At 58.0% G+C, this 17,915-nt stretch carries 15 protein-coding genes; 11 read left to right on the top strand and 4 right to left on the bottom strand.

Annotation, left to right across the window (positions count from 1 at the left end; all coding sequences use genetic code 11):
- Positions 1-6 precede the first annotated feature (6 nt).
- The 5 genes from ABVT35_RS14330 to ABVT35_RS14310 are packed head-to-tail and all read left to right on the top strand — an operon-like array spanning position 7 to position 8,347.
- Positions 7-1,758, top strand: coding sequence for an ABC transporter ATP-binding protein (locus tag ABVT35_RS14330; RefSeq protein ID WP_368467268.1), 1,752 nt, complete (start codon positions 7-9; stop codon positions 1,756-1,758).
- Positions 1,755-4,202, top strand: a complete 2,448-nt coding sequence (gene nirB / locus ABVT35_RS14325; protein WP_368467267.1) for a nitrite reductase large subunit NirB — start codon at positions 1,755-1,757, stop codon at positions 4,200-4,202. Before ABVT35_RS14330 ends, nirB begins: the two co-directional genes overlap by 4 nt.
- Positions 4,199-4,528: a nitrite reductase small subunit NirD gene (nirD, locus tag ABVT35_RS14320; RefSeq protein ID WP_368467266.1), complete on the top strand. Its 330-nt coding sequence runs from the start codon at positions 4,199-4,201 to the stop codon at positions 4,526-4,528. Before nirB ends, nirD begins: the two co-directional genes overlap by 4 nt.
- Positions 4,528-7,212 carry a molybdopterin-dependent oxidoreductase gene (locus ABVT35_RS14315; RefSeq protein WP_368467265.1) on the top strand — a complete coding sequence of 895 codons (2,685 nt, stop codon included), beginning with the start codon at positions 4,528-4,530 and terminating at the stop codon, positions 7,210-7,212. Before nirD ends, ABVT35_RS14315 begins: the two co-directional genes overlap by 1 nt.
- Entirely contained in the window at positions 7,178-8,347 is a 1,170-nt protein-coding gene (locus ABVT35_RS14310) for an NAD(P)-dependent oxidoreductase (RefSeq protein ID WP_368467264.1), read from the top strand. The genes ABVT35_RS14315 and ABVT35_RS14310 overlap by 35 nt, the downstream gene beginning before the upstream one ends.
- Here ABVT35_RS14310 and ABVT35_RS14305 read toward each other — a convergent pair.
- Complete coding sequence (locus tag ABVT35_RS14305; protein WP_368467263.1) at positions 8,232-9,062, bottom strand: alpha/beta fold hydrolase; 831 nt, start codon at positions 9,060-9,062, stop codon at positions 8,232-8,234. The genes ABVT35_RS14310 and ABVT35_RS14305 overlap by 116 nt on opposite strands.
- Before the next feature lie 38 nt (positions 9,063-9,100).
- A complete protein-coding gene (locus ABVT35_RS14300; protein ID WP_368467262.1) occupies positions 9,101-10,624 on the bottom strand; it encodes a class I adenylate-forming enzyme family protein in 1,524 nt (507 codons plus the stop codon).
- Positions 10,625-10,845: 221 nt separating this feature from the next.
- Between ABVT35_RS14300 and ABVT35_RS14295 the strand changes: the two genes are divergently transcribed.
- Both ABVT35_RS14295 and ABVT35_RS14290 read left to right on the top strand, forming a co-directional pair.
- Positions 10,846-11,556, top strand: a complete 711-nt coding sequence (locus ABVT35_RS14295) for a transglutaminase family protein (RefSeq protein ID WP_368467261.1) — start codon at positions 10,846-10,848, stop codon at positions 11,554-11,556.
- Between the two features lie 32 nt (positions 11,557-11,588).
- The gene (locus ABVT35_RS14290) at positions 11,589-12,398 is read left to right on the top strand and encodes an enoyl-CoA hydratase/isomerase family protein (RefSeq protein ID WP_368467260.1); all 810 of its coding nucleotides are present in this window, start codon (positions 11,589-11,591) and stop codon (positions 12,396-12,398) included.
- 10 nt (positions 12,399-12,408) lie between these two features.
- Here the strand turns inward: ABVT35_RS14290 and ABVT35_RS14285 are convergent, their stop codons facing one another.
- Positions 12,409-13,170 carry a glucose 1-dehydrogenase gene (locus ABVT35_RS14285; RefSeq protein ID WP_368467259.1) on the bottom strand — a complete coding sequence of 254 codons (762 nt, stop codon included), beginning with the start codon at positions 13,168-13,170 and terminating at the stop codon, positions 12,409-12,411.
- 152 nt (positions 13,171-13,322) lie between these two features.
- Between ABVT35_RS14285 and ABVT35_RS14280 the strand changes: the two genes are divergently transcribed.
- The 4 genes from ABVT35_RS14280 to ABVT35_RS14265 all read left to right on the top strand — a co-directional run bounded on the left by ABVT35_RS14280 (position 13,323) and on the right by ABVT35_RS14265 (position 17,407).
- Positions 13,323-14,600 (top strand): TetR family transcriptional regulator, encoded by a 1,278-nt coding sequence (locus ABVT35_RS14280; RefSeq protein WP_368467258.1) that lies wholly within the window; start codon positions 13,323-13,325, stop codon positions 14,598-14,600.
- Positions 14,601-14,799: 199 nt separating this feature from the next.
- The gene (locus ABVT35_RS14275) at positions 14,800-15,519 is read left to right on the top strand and encodes a c-type cytochrome (protein ID WP_368467257.1); all 720 of its coding nucleotides are present in this window, start codon (positions 14,800-14,802) and stop codon (positions 15,517-15,519) included.
- 21 nt (positions 15,520-15,540) lie between these two features.
- Positions 15,541-16,806 (top strand): FCSD flavin-binding domain-containing protein, encoded by a 1,266-nt coding sequence (locus tag ABVT35_RS14270; RefSeq protein WP_368467256.1) that lies wholly within the window; start codon positions 15,541-15,543, stop codon positions 16,804-16,806.
- A gap of 217 nt (positions 16,807-17,023) precedes the next feature.
- Positions 17,024-17,407, top strand: coding sequence for a DUF3307 domain-containing protein (locus tag ABVT35_RS14265; RefSeq protein ID WP_368467255.1), 384 nt, complete (start codon positions 17,024-17,026; stop codon positions 17,405-17,407).
- 19 nt (positions 17,408-17,426) lie between these two features.
- On the opposite strand, the gene ABVT35_RS14260 is transcribed toward ABVT35_RS14265, so the two are convergent.
- Positions 17,427-17,897 (bottom strand): cyclic nucleotide-binding domain-containing protein, encoded by a 471-nt coding sequence (locus ABVT35_RS14260; RefSeq protein WP_368467254.1) that lies wholly within the window; start codon positions 17,895-17,897, stop codon positions 17,427-17,429.
- Positions 17,898-17,915: the final 18 nt, after the last annotated feature.

The raw sequence follows: 17,915 nt of genomic DNA, 5'->3' as shown, positions 1-17,915 counted from the left end.
TGCGTAATGTCATTTCTCGAAATATCAGGCCTTTCGAAGCACTATGGCGAGGGCGCGAGCCGCAACGACGTGCTTACCAATGTGAACCTGAAGGTCGAAGAGGGCGAGTTCATAGCAATTGTCGGCTTCTCCGGTTCCGGCAAGACGACGCTAATGTCGCTTCTTGCCGGGCTGATCCGGCCGGACGAGGGCGGCGTCATCTTCAGGGGCAAGGAGGTTGATCGCCCCAGCCGCGAAAGAGCGCTTGTTTTCCAGTCCTATTCGCTGATGCCGTGGTTTTCGGTGGCAGGCAATGTCAGCCTGGCTGTGGATACGGTGTTTGCCGACAAGCCGGGCAGCGAGCGCAGGGCAATAGCAGACACATATATCGAGATGGTCGGCCTTTCGCATGCACGCGACAGGCGGCCTTCGGAGCTTTCCGGCGGCATGCGCCAGCGCGTCTCTGTCGCCCGGGCCCTCGCCATGCGGCCGGAAGTTCTGCTTCTGGACGAGCCGCTTTCGGCTCTGGACGCGCTCACCCGCGCCAAGCTGCAGGACGAGTTCGCCGAGATCAGTCAGCAGGAAAAAAAGACCATCGTTCTCGTCACCAACGATGTGGACGAGGCGATCCTGCTTGCGGACCGGATCATCCCGTTGACCCCCGGGCCGAGCGCCACGCTCGGTACAGAATTCATCGTCGATCTGCCGAGGCCGCGTGAACGCGGTGCGATGAACCATGACGAGGAGTTCATCCGCCTTCGCTCCGAGATCACCAAATATCTGATGGATGTCGGTGCAGAGCGTGGCACCGATGCGGCCCGCGATATCGTTCTTCCGAACATTGTGCCGATCACGCAGAAATCGGAATTGCCGAAAGCCTATGCGCGTGCTGCCGAGAGCCGGAACGAGGAGCGTTTTCTCGAATTCAGCCAGCTGAAGAAGGTCTATCCGACGCCAAAAGGGCCGCTGACGGTCGTCGACGGATTTGATCTCAAAATGCGCAAGGGCGAGTTCATTACGCTCATCGGGCATTCGGGCTGCGGTAAATCCACGGTGCTTTCGATGGTGGCAGGGCTCAACAAGATCACCAGGGGCTCCATCATTCTCGACGGAACCCACGTTACCAAAGCCGGTCCCGAACGGGCGGTCGTGTTTCAGGCACCTTCGCTGATGCCCTGGCTGACGGCCTACGAGAATGTCGAGCTTGGCGTCGACAAGGTCTATCCGGATGCGAGTGCTCACGAGAAGCGCGATGTCATCGAATATTACCTTTCAAAGGTCGGACTTGGGGATGCGATGCAAAGGCCGGCAGCGGATCTTTCGAACGGCATGAGACAGCGTGTGGGCATAGCGCGGGCCTTTGCCCTTTCGCCGAAGCTGCTGCTGCTCGACGAGCCGTTCGGCATGCTCGACAGTCTGACCCGCTGGGAGCTGCAGGATGTGCTGATGGATGTGTGGAAACGCACACAGGTAACGGCGATCTGCGTAACCCACGACGTCGATGAGGCGATCCTGCTGGCCGACCGCGTGGTGATGATGTCGAATGGGCCGAATGCCAGGATCGGCAACATCATGGATGTCGATCTGCCGCGCCCGCGGTCTCGCAAGGCGCTGATGGCCCATCCCGACTATTACGCCTATCGCGAAGAACTGCTCGATTTTCTTGAAGCCTATGAGGGCGGTGCCGATCCCGACGAGGCACAGCTTGAATCGATCAAGCAGAAGCGGGCGGCGCGCATCGCGCGACAAAACGGAGACCCCATGGAGGCGGCGCAATGAAAAAGAAACTCGTCATAATCGGTAACGGCATGGCACCCGGGCGGATGATGGAGCATCTGTTCGACGAAGCACCGGATGCCTATGACGTCACGATCTTCAACGCGGAACCGCGCGTCAATTACGACCGCATCATGCTGTCACCGGTCCTTTCGGGCGAAAAGAGCTTCGAGGAAATCGTCATCCACGGCGATGGCTGGTACATCGAGCGCGGCATCACGCTCTACAAGGGCCACCGCATCGTCGGCATCGACAGGGCGGCGAAGACGGTCACCTCGGACCACGATGTCACCGAGAGCTACGACAAGCTGGTGATCGCGACCGGATCGGTTCCCTTCGTCATCCCCGTGCCTGGCAATGATCTGCCTGGCGTCCTGACCTATCGCGATCTGGACGATGTTAACGCTATGCTTCTGGCCGCACAGGCGCGCAAGAAGGCGGTGGTGATCGGCGGCGGGCTGCTCGGCCTTGAGGCGGCGGCTGGGCTAAAGGAGCGGGGCATGGACGTCACCGTCCTGCACCTCATGCCGACGCTGATGGAGCGCCAGCTCGACACGGCGGCAGGCCACCTGCTGCAGCAGGAGCTGGAAGGCAGGGACATCAAGATCATCACCAATGCCAACACCAAGGCGATTCTCGGCAGCAACTATGTGGAGGGCGTTGAACTCAGCGACGGGACCGTCATACCGGCGTCTCTCGTGGTAATGGCTGCGGGCATCAAGGCAAACTCAGCGCTTGGCAGCGATGCGGGGCTGGAGGTCAATCGCGGCATCGTCGTCGACGGCTGCATGCGCACCAGCGATCCGGATATCTATTCGCTCGGGGAATGCGCGGAAGTGGATGGCCAGGTCTATGGCCTCGTCGCGCCGCTCTATCAAATGGCAAGGGTCGCCGCCGGCCATCTGGCCGGCGTGCCGACGGAGGCGTTCCTGCATGCCGATACACCGACCAAGCTGAAGGTGACGGGCGTCGATCTCTTTTCGCTGGGCGATTTCGCTGAAGGCGAGGATCGCGAGGAGATCGTGCTGCGCGATGCCTGCGCCGGGATCTACAAGCGGCTGGTGCTGCGCGACAACAGGATCATCGGTGTTGTCCTCTACGGGGAAACCTCAGACGGTGCGTGGTTCGCCGATCTTCTGAAAAAAGAGACCGATATCAGCGAGCTGCGCGATACGCTCATATTCGGTCAGGCCTATCAGGGGGGCGCTTCCGCAGACCCTATGGCGGCCGTTGCAGCCCTGCCGGATGATGCGGAAATCTGCGGTTGTAACGGCATTTGCAAGAGCGCGATTACCGGTGCGATCAGCGAAAAGGGCCTAACGTCGCTGGACGATGTGCGTGCGCATACCAAGGCCTCGGCGTCCTGCGGCAGTTGCACGGGTCTGGTCGAACAACTGATGGCGCTGACCCTCGGCGACAATTACAATCCGGCGGCGGTTTCGCCCATGTGCAATTGCACCGAACTCGGCCATGACGATGTGCGCCGGCTGATCAAGGCGAAGGATCTGAAGACCATTCCTGCCGTCATGCAGGAACTTGAGTGGAAAACGTCCTGCGGCTGCGCCAAGTGTCGCCCGGCTTTGAACTATTACCTCGTCTGCGACTGGCCGGACGAATATGCCGACGACTACCAGTCTCGCTTCATCAATGAACGGGTTCACGCCAACATCCAGAAGGACGGGACCTATTCGGTCGTGCCGCGCATGTGGGGCGGACAGACGAGCGCTGCTGAATTGCGCGCCATTGCCGATGTCGTCGACCGTTTCGACGTTCCGACCGTCAAGGTGACAGGCGGCCAGCGCATCGACATGCTGGGCATCAAGAAGGACGATCTGCCGGCGGTCTGGGAAGAGCTTGGCAAGGCGGGTTTCGTCTCCGGCCATGCCTACGCCAAAGGACTGCGCACGGTGAAGACCTGCGTCGGCTCCGACTGGTGCCGTTTCGGCACGCAGAATTCGACCGGGCTTGGCGTGCGGCTCGAGAAATTCATGTGGGGCTCATGGACGCCCGCGAAGGTGAAACTGGCAGTCTCCGGTTGTCCGCGAAATTGCGCGGAGGCGACCTGTAAGGATGTCGGCGTGATCTGTGTCGACTCCGGCTACGAGATCCACTTTGCCGGCGCCGCCGGTCTCGACATCAAAGGAACCGAGGTGCTGGGCCTCGTGAAGACCGAGGACGAGGCGCTGGAATACATCGTCGCGCTCGTCCAGATGTACCGCGAGCAGGGGCGTTATCTGGAACGCATCTACAAGTGGGCAAAGCGCGTCGGCTACGACGAGGTCCGCAGCCAGATCATGGAAGATGCGGACAAGCGGCAAGCCTATTTCGACCGGTTCGTGTTCTCTCAGAAATTTGCACAGGTCGATCCGTGGTCAGAGCGTGTTTCGGGAGCCGACAAGCAAGAATTCCGGCCAATGGCAACGGTGACGATGGAGGCCGCGCAATGAACGCGATGACAAAAAGCTGGGTCGCAATCGGTTCGATTGACGACATTCCGAGGCGCGGCGCGCGCTGTGTTGAGAACGGTGATATGACGATTGCGGTGTTCCGCACGGCCGACGATCGCGTCTTCGCACTCGAAGACAAGTGCCCGCACAAGAAAGGCCCGCTGAGCCAGGGCATTGTCCACGACGGCTGCGTCACGTGCCCCTTACACAATTGGGTGATATCGCTCGAGACAGGCAAGGCGCAGGGTGCCGATGAAGGGGCAACCTCGCCGTTTCCGGTGCGGCTGGACGGCGAAACGGTCCTGTTGGGCATCGGGGAGGGGTGATGACGGCGGAAACTGAGCCGAACCTGTCCACTACGAGAACCACCTGTCCCTATTGCGGTGTCGGCTGTGGCCTTCTGGCGAAGAGGGATGACGATGGCGGTACGCAGATAAGCGGCGACCCGGAACACCCGGCCAATTTCGGCAGGCTGTGCTCCAAGGGATCGGCCCTCGGTGAGACAATCGGTCTTGAAGGAAGGCTTCTCTATCCGGAAATCGATGACCAGCGGGTGGATTGGGACGAGGCACTGGATCTCGTCGCCGAGCGGTTTTCCGAAGCAATTGCCGAGCACGGTCCGGACAGCGTTGCGTTCTATGTCTCCGGCCAGCTTTTGACCGAGGATTACTATGTCGCCAACAAGCTGATGAAGGGTTTCATCGGCTCGGCCAATATCGACACGAATTCGCGATTGTGCATGGCCTCGAGCGTTGCCGGTCACCGCCGCGCCTTCGGCTCCGACACGGTGCCCGGAACCTATGAGGATCTTGAACTGGCGGACCTGGTGGTGCTTGTCGGCTCGAATCTCGCCTGGTGCCATCCGGTGCTATACCAGCGCCTGCAGGCGGCCAAGGCAGAACGGCCTGAAATGCGGGTCGTGCTGATCGACCCGCGTGCCACGATGACTGAGCATATCGCCGATATGCACCTGGCGATCGCACCGGATGGGGACGCGGCGCTCTTCGGTGGCCTGTTGGCATATTTGGCCGAAACGCAAAATCTCGATCTTGCCTACATCGAACGGCACACCGAGGGATTTGATGGGGCAATGGCTTCGGCCCAGTCAATTTCCCTTGAGACAATTGCCGACCAGACCGGCCTGTCTGAAACGGAAATCGAGGCCTTTTACAGGCTCTTTGCCGAAACCGACAAAACGGTCACCGTCTACAGTCAGGGTGTGAACCAGTCGTCAATCGGCACCGACAAAGTCAACGCCATTATCAATTGCCATCTGGCAACCGGCCGGATCGGCAGGCCGGGTGCCGGGCCGTTTTCGGTCACCGGTCAACCGAATGCCATGGGCGGGCGCGAAGTGGGCGGTCTTGCCAATATGCTGGCGGCCCATATGGACATCGAAAATGCGGTGGATCGCGACATTGTCGGTCGTTTCTGGCGTGCGCGGAACCTTGCCGCAAAACCAGGTTTGAAGGCGGTCGAATTGTTTCAGGCCGTCGGCGAGGGGCGGATCAAAGCGTTGTGGATCATGGCCACCAATCCAGCGGATTCCATGCCGGATGCGGATGCGGTGGAAGCGGCGCTGCAATCGTGCCCGTTCGTGGTCGTCTCCGATGTGGTATCCGACACCGACACCATGCGCCACGCCAATGTAAAGCTGCCGGCACTTGCCTGGGGCGAGAAGGACGGCACGGTCACCAACTCCGAACGCCGGATCTCACGCCAGCGCGCTTTTCTGCCATCACCCGGAAAGGCACGTGCGGACTGGTGGCAGGTGGCGCAGGTCGCCACGCGCATGGGATTTGCCGAGGAGTTCGCCTATGACAGCCCGGCAGCGATCTATCGCGAATATGCGGCACTAACGGGTTTTGAAAACGCCGGCACCCGCGATCTTGATGTTGGCGCTCATGGCGATATCAGCGATGCGGCGTATGCGCAAATGAGGCCATTTCAGTGGCCTCTGGCGGCGGATAATGCGAAACCGGAGAAGCGTTTTTTTGCCGATGGTGGATACTACACGCCTAATGGCAAGGCGCAGTTCGTCGCCGTTGCGTTTGAAAGGCCGAAGCGTGCCGACAACGAATATCCGCTGACATTGAATACCGGGCGGCTGCGTGACCAGTGGCACACCATGACCCGCACCGGCAAAAGTCCGCGTCTTGCCGGCCATACGAGCGAGCCGCATTGCGAAATACATCCGAAGGACGCTGCCGATATCGGTGTGAATGACGGTGATCTCGCGCGTATCCAAAATGAGCACGGCGAGATGGTCGCCCGCGTCCATATCTCCGAGCGCCAGCGCATCGGTTCGGTCTTTGCATCGATGCACTGGACGGATCAGTTCGCGGCGAAGGGCAGGGTGAATGCATTGGTGCCGTCGGTTATCGATCTTGTGTCGGGCCAGCCGGCATTGAAACATGCGACCGTGTGCGTGACACCGATGCATGCGGCGCTTTTTGGATTTGCCGTTTGCGCCGCGCCGCCGGTCGATACCGGATTGGATTATTGGGCCATGGCACGCGCCGATGGAGGATGGCGGGTCGAATTCGCACGCGCGGAGCCGATGGCGGACATTGCCGAATACGCTCGTATGATGATTGCATCGACAGCCGAGATGGAAATGCTGACCTATTTCGATGAGGCCGGCGGGACGGCGCGCATCGCCTTCTTCGACGGCCGACGCCTTGAAGGAGCGTTTTTCTTTTCTCTTCGGCCAGTGGACGTTGCGCGCGTTCACATGACTGAAGAGTTGATGACCTCCTTTGACGATCCGCGCGCCCGTTTTCGCGTGGTTGCCGGAAGACCTAGCGCGGATCGCCCCGATCCCGGACCCGTCGTGTGTTCCTGCCTGTCGGTCGGCGCGAACGAGATCGCAATGGCTGCCGCCTCCGGCTGCGGTGATGTCGATGCCATTGGCACGGCACTCGGTGCCGGAACCAGCTGCGGCTCCTGCCGTGCTGAAATTCAAGGAATTATCAATGCCCAGCCACCCGTCGCTGCCCGCCAGTCCTGAATTGCGAGCAGACCGCCCTTTGCCCGCCCGCATACAACCGCTTGCCGTGCTGCCGGTCTTTTTCGACCTGAACGCAAAACGTGCTGTCGTCGTAGGCGGTTCCGAAGCGGCGGCGTGGAAAGCCGAACTGCTTGCGGCAGCCGGCGCGCGCGTTGAGGTGTTTTCCCCGGATCCGTCTGTCGGGGTGCGACGGTTGGCCGGATCAATCGCATCGAACAGGGTGACCATCCGCCAACGAAGCTGGATGTCGGCATGTTTCGCGGAGGCGGCGGTCGTCGTCGCCGACGCGGAAACGAACGAAGAGGCACAGGCGATAAGATGTGCCGCCCACGACGCCGGTGTTCCGGTGAACATCATAGACCGGCCGCGCTTTTGCGATTTCCAGTTTGGTTCCATCGTAAACCGTTCGCCCGCAGTCATCGGCATATCGACCGATGGTGCAGCGCCGATTCTTGGTCAGGCGATCCGTCGGCGTATCGAAACGCTGCTGCCACCGGCGCTTTCCGGCTGGGCTGCTCTGGCAAAGCGCCTGCGCGGGCAAATCAACGCCCGCCTGCAGCCCGGCATACAAAGACGGTTGTTCTGGGAACGTTTTTCCGATCTGGCTTTTGCCGGGGAGTGCAGCAGCGATGAGACGGAGCTGGCTTCCGCACTGGACACAATTCCGGAGGAGGGCGACCTGGGGCAGGGACGTGTCACCGTCGTTGGATCGGCGCATGGCGATCCGGACCTGCTGACGATAAGGGCGGCGCGTGCCTTGCAGGGCGCGGACGTTATCCTGTTTGATGATCCCGTCGCCGGGCCGTTGATGGAACTGGCACGGCGGGAAGCGCAATACGTGTTCGCAAATGGCGGACCACAGGAAACCGGACTAAAGCTGACCGATCTCGTTCGGCGCGGGAAAAACGTAGTGTGGTTGACGGCTTCAAACCCGTCGGACTGCATAAATACCAGACTTGTCACGGACCCCCTCATTGCCGGTGGTGTCGATGTTACTATCGTGCCAGACGTATCTGTTTCTATCCGGCAAGTTCCCCGTTCAGAAAGCCTGTCAGTGCATCGGCAACACGGGTGGTCTGCTCGATATGCTGAAAATGCCCGCAGTCTTCCAGAACAATGCAGTTGCCGCGTTTGAACGCACCAGCCATTTCCTTGCTCATATCGACCGGTACCATTCTGTCACCCGTGGAAGCGATTATCAGTACAGGGACTTCGACGTCGCCGAGACGGTCGGAAAGGTCGTATTGGCTGCAGGCGAAAAAGTCGTTGTAGACGACGTCGGCACCGGCTTCGATCATCCGCTGGCGGCCCTTCTGCTTGAAGAAGTCCGTCGTGTTCTTGTGCCAGGAATATTTGATGATGTTGTCGACGGTCGGTTCAAACGCGTTTTGCAAGCCGTCGAGGATCGCCGGGCTCACCGCCAGTTTGCTTGAGCCGCCGATCATGGAAATGGCGGCAAGTCGTGGATTGTGCCCGACGGCAAGGGTGAGGGCTATGGCTGCGCCCATGGAATGGCCGATTAGGAAAACGTTGTTCAGGTTCATCGCATCCATGAACCCGGCAATCTCCTGTGCGTAGGCGTCAACGGAGCGTTGGCTTGCTCCGCCGGATTCACCGTGGCCCGGAAGGTCCACCGCGTAGACGGGAAACTTGTCCAGTCCGCCATCGTGGGACTTGGGCGTCAGTCCGACAAGCCGCGTCATGTCGGCATTGCTGCGCCATGCAACGGGCCAGTCGGCGAGCTGGCCACCGGCGCCATGAACGAGCACCAGCGTCAGGCCGTCATCGCGGGTATCCACGCTGTTGAAGCTGTATGACAGTTCGTGGTCACCGACAGTAACTTTCGGCATTCCTATTTCCTTTCAGCGCTGCATTTGCAGCCTGTGCATCATTGAGGATCTTTCAGCGTCTGTTCAAGCAGATGGCGCTGGATTTTGCCACTGGTGGAGCGGGGAAAATCGTCGAAATCGATAAAGCGGATCTCGCGCGGCAGCTTGTAGCGTGCCAGCGACTGCGAGCATTTGGCCATCAGGCTTTCTTCGGTCACGCTTTCGGAGGAGCGGGATACGAACGCGATCGGCACCTCGCCCCAGCGGTCGTCGCCGGTGCGAACGACGGCGGCATCGGTGACGTCCGGGTCAGCAAGCAGCACCCGTTCGATCTCGGCCGGATAGACATTCTCGCCACCGGTCTTGATGAGATATTTCGCCCGGTCGACAAAATCCAGCGTGCCGTCGGGATTGCGGCGGAACATATCCCCCATATGAAACCAGCCGCCGCGGAAGCATTCTGCATTTGCCTCGTCGGCGTTCCAGTAGCCGGAAAAGAGCGTCGGTCCGCGCAGCGCCATCTCGCCGGGATCGCCGTCGGCCACATCCTCGTCCCCGGCATTGACGAGACGCACCTCGCAAAAGGCGGTCTGCTGTTTTGAAAGCCGCTCCGGAATGTCGCCCGGCTCGATCCTGCCACGCGATGCCGGTGCAAGGCCGGTTTCCGTTGCGCCGAAAGAGTTGGCATAGGGCGTATCGAGAATTTTGGTGATCTCGGCGATTTGCTGCGGCGGCACCAGATCGGCCATTGCACCGCATATGCGTATACCGCGCGGCTTTATAGCGGCCTTGTTACAGGCGTCGATGAAGCCTTCGATCATGCCAGGGATGAGGACCAGCCAGCCGATGCTGTGGCTTTCGATTGCTTCGATCATTGCGTCAGGCTGATAGCCGTCGACAACAATCACCAGTCCGCCGCGCATCAGAGTCGCAAGAGCATGGTCGGTGGAAGCCATGTGGAAGAGCGGTGCCCAGGCGACAAATCCGTCATCGGTCGCCAGGGCCAGTTCGGAGGTAAAAAGCAAGGCGCGCGCCATCATGGCGCGGTGGCTGACGACCGCTCCCTTCGGAAGGCCGGTGGTGCCGCTGGTATAGAGGATGATAAGGCCGTCTTCGGGTTCGACGTTTGTATCGGGCGTATCGTCGGATGCGGATGCCAGCCTGTCCTCATAGTCCTTGCCGATGACAAGAACCGGAACGTCGGTGATCTTGCCGAGATCCGAAGTGAATTCCTCTTCGGCAATCACGAGCTTTGGAGCGACCAGCGAAATACAGTGGGCCAGCTCGTCTTCGACAAGTCTCCAGTTCAAGCAGCATACGATTGCGCCAAGCGCAGCCGCAGCAAGTTCAAGTTCGATATATTCAGGCCTGTTGTGGGATAGTATGGCAACGCGATCACCTTTGCCTATGCCGTTTGCCTGCAGGGCATTAGCAAGTCTGTTCGCCCGTGCAAGCAGTTCGCCGTAGGTCTGGATGGCATCGCCATATTTGATGGCGGGGGAGCCTGGAGCAATGAGCGCCTGTGAACGAAACAATCTGTAGACTGTTGTCTGGCCGGCCTCGATTGAATTTTGAAACATCATTCACTCCTCCCATTCAGCGCGCCGGGATCGTACACAAAAAACAAATGAATGTTAGTTTTTTTTCGAAGCGGCGAGAGTTTGACCCTTTTCAGGCGCGTTCCCTGGAGTTTTTCCTGACCTGTACAGGCATATCGCAGCGGATTGACAGCGGAAAATGATCCAAATAATCTAACGTTTGTTAGATTATCATCAGCACTCAATCAAACACCGAGAGGACTGACGTGGACAACATAACGACAAGATCGGCGGCCGAAAAAGAAGGCTTTCTGCTTCCGGGCCATTACGTCGACAGCAATTCGTCGCAGGTGCGTGCCTTCACGCAACGCGCACTGTCCGGGCTCGGCGAAGATACCGAAACTGCCCGCGCAGTGAGGCTGTTTTACGCGGTACGGGACGACATCCGTTACGATCCTTACGCGTTTTCGCTGAGGGCGGATGACTATGTGGCAAGCACGATCACAGGTTTCGAAGCTGCGTTCTGTGTGCCGAAAGCCATATTGTTGACCGCCTGCCTGAGGGCGGCGGGCATTCCGGCGGCAGTCGGTTTTGCCGATGTGCGCAACCACCTCAATTCTCCGAAACTTGCCGAGCTCATGCAGTCCGATCTTTTTCTTTACCACGGCTATGTCCAGCTTTGGCTTGGGGATCGGTCCTTCAAGGTCACACCCGCCTTCAACATCGAGCTTTGCGAACGTTTCGGCGTGAAGCCGCTCGAGTTCGACGGTACCGCGGATGCGCTTTTCCATGAATTCGACACGGACAACCGGCGGCATATGGAATATGTCAACGACAGAGGTGTGTTCCAGGATGCGCCGATGGATGAAATGCTGAAGGCCTATGCGGCCTATTACCCGAAACTGGCCGAATTCACCGATCATGTGCGGACAGAGGGAGAGAACAGCCAGGATTCGGCGTTTTCCGGTTCTGCCTGAGCCTGGAGCCGGACACATTAAAGGATATCTCAATGACCGAGCGTTATGCGGCCTATTCAAACCTCAAGCTCGACGAGCCGGCCGAAAGGGTGCTGCGCATCACGTTCAGCAATCCGGACAGCTTCAACTCCGTCGATGGCGAGACCCATTCCCAGATTACCGAGATCTGGCGTGATATCGACAAGGATCCGGGTATCAATGCGGTGATTGTCACTGGCGAGGGCAAAGCGTTTTCCGCCGGGGGCGATTTCAAGCTCATCGAGGAAATCGCCAATGACTACAATACGCTGATGCGCGTGTGGAAGGAGGCTAAAGACCTCGTCTACAACATCATCAACTGCAACAAACCGATCGTTTCCGCGATCAACGGCCCGGCAGCGGGGGCTGGCCTGGTTGTCGGGCTGCTTGCCGATATCTCGGTAGCCGGCAAGGCCGCCCGCATCGTTGACGGTCACCCGCGTCTTGGTGTTGCCGCCGGCGATGTCGCCGCGATCATCTGGCCTTTGCTGTGCGGAATGGCGAAGGCGAAATATCATTTGCTGACCGGCAAGCCGCTGACAGGCGAAGAGGCCGAACGCATCGGCCTTGTCTCCCTGTGCGTCGATGACGCAGAGCTGCAGGAGACTGCTCTGGGCATAGCAACGGACCTTGCTAGCGGCTCGCAAAGCGCCATCCGCTGGACAAAATATGCGCTCAACAATTGGCTGCGGTCCGCCGGTCCGATATTCGATACGTCGACGGCGTTGGAGATGCTCGGCTTCATGGGGCCGGATGTGCGCGAGGGACTTGCCTCGCTGGTAGAAAAGCGCGATCCGAAATTCGATCCGGACTGCCCGGTCTGAGCAATCGGCGTTAGCCGCTCATCGTCAGGCCGCCGGAAACCGATATGGTCTGACCGGTGATAAAGCCTGCGTCATCGCTGGCGAGGAAACACACAATTCCCGGAAAATCACCCGGCTGTGCAAGCCGGCCCATGGGAATTGCCTTTTCGAGTGCGGTCTTGATCTTGTCGCCGGTTTCACCTTCAGCAAAACTCGAAAATAGCGGGGTATCGGTTGGCCCGGGGCACACCGCATTGAGCTGAATGCCGGAACGGGCGAGTTCGCGCGCCATGGTTTTGGTAAAAGCAATGATACCGCCCTTGCAGGCCGAATAGACCGCTTCTCCGGAAGAGCCGACACGCCCTGCATCGGAGGCAATGTTCACGACCCGTCCGTGGCGTTGCTTCTTCATCAGCGGTAATACCGCATGGTGCATGTGGAGCGGGCCGTAGAGGTTAATGTCAATGACCCTGGTCCACAGATCCGTGTCCGATTCGATAAATGGTACCAGCCGGTCCCAGCCGGCATTGTTCACGAGGACGTCGACGGGGCCGCCGCCGCTAACATCTTCGACCGCTGAAAAAACGGCATCCCTGTTTGTGATATCGACTTCGAAGGCGCCGGCCTCTCCACCACCTTGCTGAATTGCAGAAGCTGTTTCCCGTGCTGCATTTCCATCAAGATCAAAGACGAAGACATGGGCGCCTTCCTCTGCAAATCTGCGGCACGTGGCTGCGCCGATTCCGCTGCCGCCGCCGGTAAGGATAACCCTCTTTCCTTTCAGTCCTCTCATCTGCATACCTTTGAATTGTTTGAGCCTATTTCTGTTTAGGAAAATACGCTGCCCAGGCGAGAGTATCCGCGGTCTTTTTTCAAACGGTTGTTAGAAATATGACTATTTGCTAAGTATTTGTCCAGAGCATATCTGGTGACAAAAGGGGCTGTATGTCCACCACCGCACTGAATCAGTTTGATGACAGCACCCGTTCCAAACGGGACCGGACAAGACAGAGCATCCTTTATGCAGCCGCATGTCTTTTTCGTGACCGCGGATATGCGGCGGCGACCCTGCGGGACATTGCGGATGCTGCCCGGATGAAAGCCGGCAGCATCTACTACCACTTCAATTCCAAGGACGAAATCCTCATCGAGATTCTCGATCAGGGAGTCGGCAAAATGCACGACGCCGTCCGCGACGCTGTTGTAAAGTGCGGAAAAGATGGCGGCTACGAAGCGCGGATCGGGGCAGCGGTTTACGCCCACCTGTCCGAACTCCTTGTGCGCAGTGATTTCATATCTGCCAATATCCGCATCTACAGTCAGTTGCCGGAATCGATCCGGGAAAAACACAGGCCGGCCCGCCGCCGCTTTTCCGACCTGTGGGAGGAGCTTCTCCGTCAGGCGCAGGCAGCCGGTGCAATACGCCCTGACATCAAGATCAGACCGCTCCGCCAGTTTCTGGTAGGTGCTCTGAACTGGAGTGTCGAATGGTATGACGAGGAGCAGTTTCCGATAGACGTGTTTGCCGACAGGGCGACCAGGGTCATCCTCAATGGCATTATGCGCCATCACGGAACCGGGACAGTCGGGTATCTGGATGGAGCGGATGTTTTGCCGGCGCCCGCGCAGGAGATGCGGCGAAAATCGGACCGTACGCGCTACGAGATCTTAAGGGCCGCTGCGTGTCTGTTCCGGGACAAGGGCTATGGCGCCGCAACCTTGCGCGACATAGCCACAGTCACGCGAATGAAAGCCGGATCTATCTATTATCACTTTAACTCCAAGGACGAGATACTCGACGAAGTTCTGGATATGGGACTGCGTGACATCCATGAAGGGGTGCAGGCATCCCTTGCGGCATTGGGTAGCGACGCCGATCAGCGAACCAGGATCGCCACCCTTGTTCATGCGCATTTGCGTCTCTTGCTTGCGCGTAGCGAGTTCACGTCCGCCAACATCCGGATTTACGGCCAGTTGCCGGAGGAAATCAGAGCACGGCATCGCCCGCTGCGGCAAGCATATGTAGCCGTATGGGAAGATGTCCTTAGAGAAGCGCGGGATGCAGGGGCGCTGCGGGCCGATGTCAGCATTGTGCCGTTGCGGCAATTTCTGCTTGGAGCGCTGAACTGGACCGTCGAATGGTATGAGCCATCAAGGCACTCCGTTGACGCATTGGCAGAGCGTTGTACGAGGATAATTTTGGACGGTATTGCCGTGCGGTAGTTCGACGCTCGGAACCGTTACCATACAATCCACTTGATATATTCGAATGTTTGAATGTATAATCCCGATGGTTTTGGGGTAGCGACATTAGCCGTGGCATAATGACATGGATTGCCGATTGAAACGGTAGCCGACGGGAACAAAAAACAATACCAGCCACAATACCGTCAGGCCTGGGCCAAGGGAGGGATAGGCCGGTTTGAGTAATCATCTGTTGTCGATACAACGGTCTGCAATAATGGCGCTGTCGTTTCTTGGCGGACTGATTGCACTCAATTCGCCGGGTCTGGCGTTTGATGAGAAAGCAGCGCGTAAGACGTTCAAGAAATGCGTCGCATGTCATGCTATTGGCGAGGATGCACGCAACAAGGTTGGGCCACACCTCAACGGTATTGTTGGCCGTAGTGCCGCGTCATTGGATGACTACCGCTATTCCAGTGCCATGAAGGTGGCGGGCCAGGAAAAACTGGTCTGGTCCATCGAAAACCTGTCCGAATATCTGACAAAACCACGCGCATTCATCAAGGGAACGCGCATGGGGTTTGCCGGATTAAAGGATGCCGGCCAGAGGGAAAATCTTATCCAATGGATGGCCAGTTTCGACATGGACGGGAAGGCGACACGAGGCGAGACGAGCTATTTCATCGAGCTGCTGGGTCAAAGTGCAGCGGCGCTCGAGGGAGATCGGGAATACGGTGAGTACATTTCCGGCGAATGCGTTACCTGCCACCGGCTTTCGGGCCAGGATGACGGCATTCCATCCATCGTCGGCTGGCCCAAGGAGAACTTCATTCACGCACTCTATGAATACAAGACCAAGGTGCGTGAAAACCCGGTCATGCAGAGCGTGACGGCACAATTGGGAGATGAAGAGATGGCCGCCCTGGCTGCCTATTTCGGCACCGCTGGCGATAACTGAATTTAATCGGGAGGAAATTTCATGAACATCAACAGACGACATTTTCTAACCCTTTCGGGTGTCGGCGCCGCGACAGTGGCGATGCCGGCCATTAGTCTTGGGCAGGCAAAGCCAAAGGTTGTGGTAATCGGAGGTGGTCCCGGTGGCGCAACGGTTGCCCGATACATCGCAAAGGACAGCAAAGGGGCGGTGGATGTAACCCTCATCGAAGCGTCCAAACGCTACTATACCTGCTTTTTCTCAAATTTGTTCCTGGGCGGCTTCCGTGACTATGCCTCCATCGGGCACGGATATGATCAGCTTGCATCGAACCATGGCGTGAACGTTGTTCATGACTGGGCTTCGGCAGTGGACCCGGCTGCCAGGAAAGTGACACTCGCGTCCGGAGCATCTCTCGGATACGACAAACTCGTCCTGTCACCTGGCATTGACATGAAATACGACAGCGTTCCGGGTTACTCGGTTGAGGCCCAGGGCACCATGCCGCATGCCTGGAAATCGGGAACCCAGGTTCAACAGCTCAAATCGATGGTGGAGAATATGAAGGAAGGGGGCACGTTCGTCATGGTGCCGCCGCCCAATCCCTATCGCTGCCCGCCGGGCCCCTATGAGCGCATCTCGATGATTGCGCATATTCTCAAGCAGAAGAACCCGACCGCCAAAATCATCGTGCTCGATCCAAAGCCGAAATTTTCCAAACAGGCCCTTTTTCAGGAGGGTTGGGAAAAACACTATCCCGGCATGGTCGAATGGATCGCCCCGGATATTCACGGCGGCATCGTTAACGTCAATCCTTCAACCATGGAAATCGAAACGGACCTGGATATGTTCAAGGCCGATGCTGCTTCGGTTGTTCCGGCGCAGAAGGCCGGCTCGATCGCGGCGGCAGCCGGCGTTACCGATGGCGACTGGGCTCCGGTCAATCCGGCCAACATGGCTTCGAAAGCCGACCCCAATATCCATGTTCTGGGCGATGCTTCGGTTGCGTCGGCGATGCCCAAATCCGGGTTTTCTGCCAATAGCCAGGCCAAGGTTGTCGCCAACGCCGTCCGCGGTGAACTGACCGGTTCAAAGGTATTCGACCCGCGCTTTGCCAATACGTGCTGGAGCCTGATCGCAACCAATGACGGCGTAAAGGTGGGTGCGAACTACACGGCCGGGTCTGACAAGATCGAGCCCACGAGCAAGTTCATTTCACAGACCGGCGAAGATGAGGCACTGCGCAAGAAAACCTATGAGGAATCGGAAGGATGGTATCGCGGCATTACCGCTGACATGTTCAGCTGATCCATCGGGCAGTCCTGGCGAAACGGCGTCGCAGTCTAGCGGCGCCGTCTTGTCAATCAATCACAAATACTGCTCCACCTCTCGGCACTCCTTGACCAGAGCTGTCTGACATCTCCATATATAGAAACTGATTGTTCCGAAATCATTTGACCATAATCCAGGGACAATTCATGTTGACGGGGAGGGGGCATTGCCCTTGTATTATTAGGGTGGGTTGATGGACTTGTTGTTTCTTTGGGCGCTTGTTGGCCTGCAGATAAAACATTTTTTAGCTGATTATACACTCCAGTGGCCGTCTATGATTGCCGGCAAATGTCACTTCAACCGGTGGGGCGGATATCTCCATGCCGGCATACACGTGGTGATGACCTTGCTCATTCTTGTCTTTTGCGGTTTGTCGGCAACACTCATAGCAATGGTGTTGTTGTTCGAATTTGTCGTCCATTACGCAACGGACTATGCAAAGGGAAGTTATGATTGTGCACACAAGCTCGATATGCATACGCGTCACTACTGGGTCATTCACGGCTTTGACCAGCTTGTGCACCAGCTGACCTATGCCATCATTTTGGCGGTTATCGTTTATTTCAATCAGGTCTGAGACTTATACCAAATTTGCCTTAATGGGGTTTCGCGGCGTTTTGCTTGTCGAGAACATTTGCAAGGTCTGACGTCGTCAGCGCGAGACGCTTGGCGAGTTCCCGTATCACTTCAATCGCAACGTCCGGAAACTCCTGGATCAGCTCCAGCAGGTTTTCCCGTTTCAATTCCAACAGGGTCAGTTGGCCGCGTGCCCTTACCGATGCGGTGCGCGGCACATCGCAAAAGGCCGAGATCTCGCCGAAAAGCGCATTGGTGCCATGGACGGCAACAACAACCTGGTGACCGCCGCTATCGGAAAGGATATCCGCCTCACCCTTGACGATCAGATAGGCCGATGTTCCGTTCGAGCCTTGGGAAAACACCTCTTCGCCATCGTCAAACATAAGTTGGGATGATGTATAGGCAATCAGCTTCAGTTTGCTGGGATCCACGCTTTCAAACAGCGGAACCTTGCGCAGCATGGCCACATCATCATTCAGCGTGCTCATCAGTACCTCCTGCTAACT

The organism is Hoeflea sp. TYP-13 (assembly GCF_040932035.1).
Taxonomy (GTDB): Bacteria; Pseudomonadota; Alphaproteobacteria; order Rhizobiales; family Rhizobiaceae; genus Hoeflea_A.
Note: the sequence above shows the minus strand (reverse complement) of the source record. Positions and strands in the feature narration are given on the sequence as shown.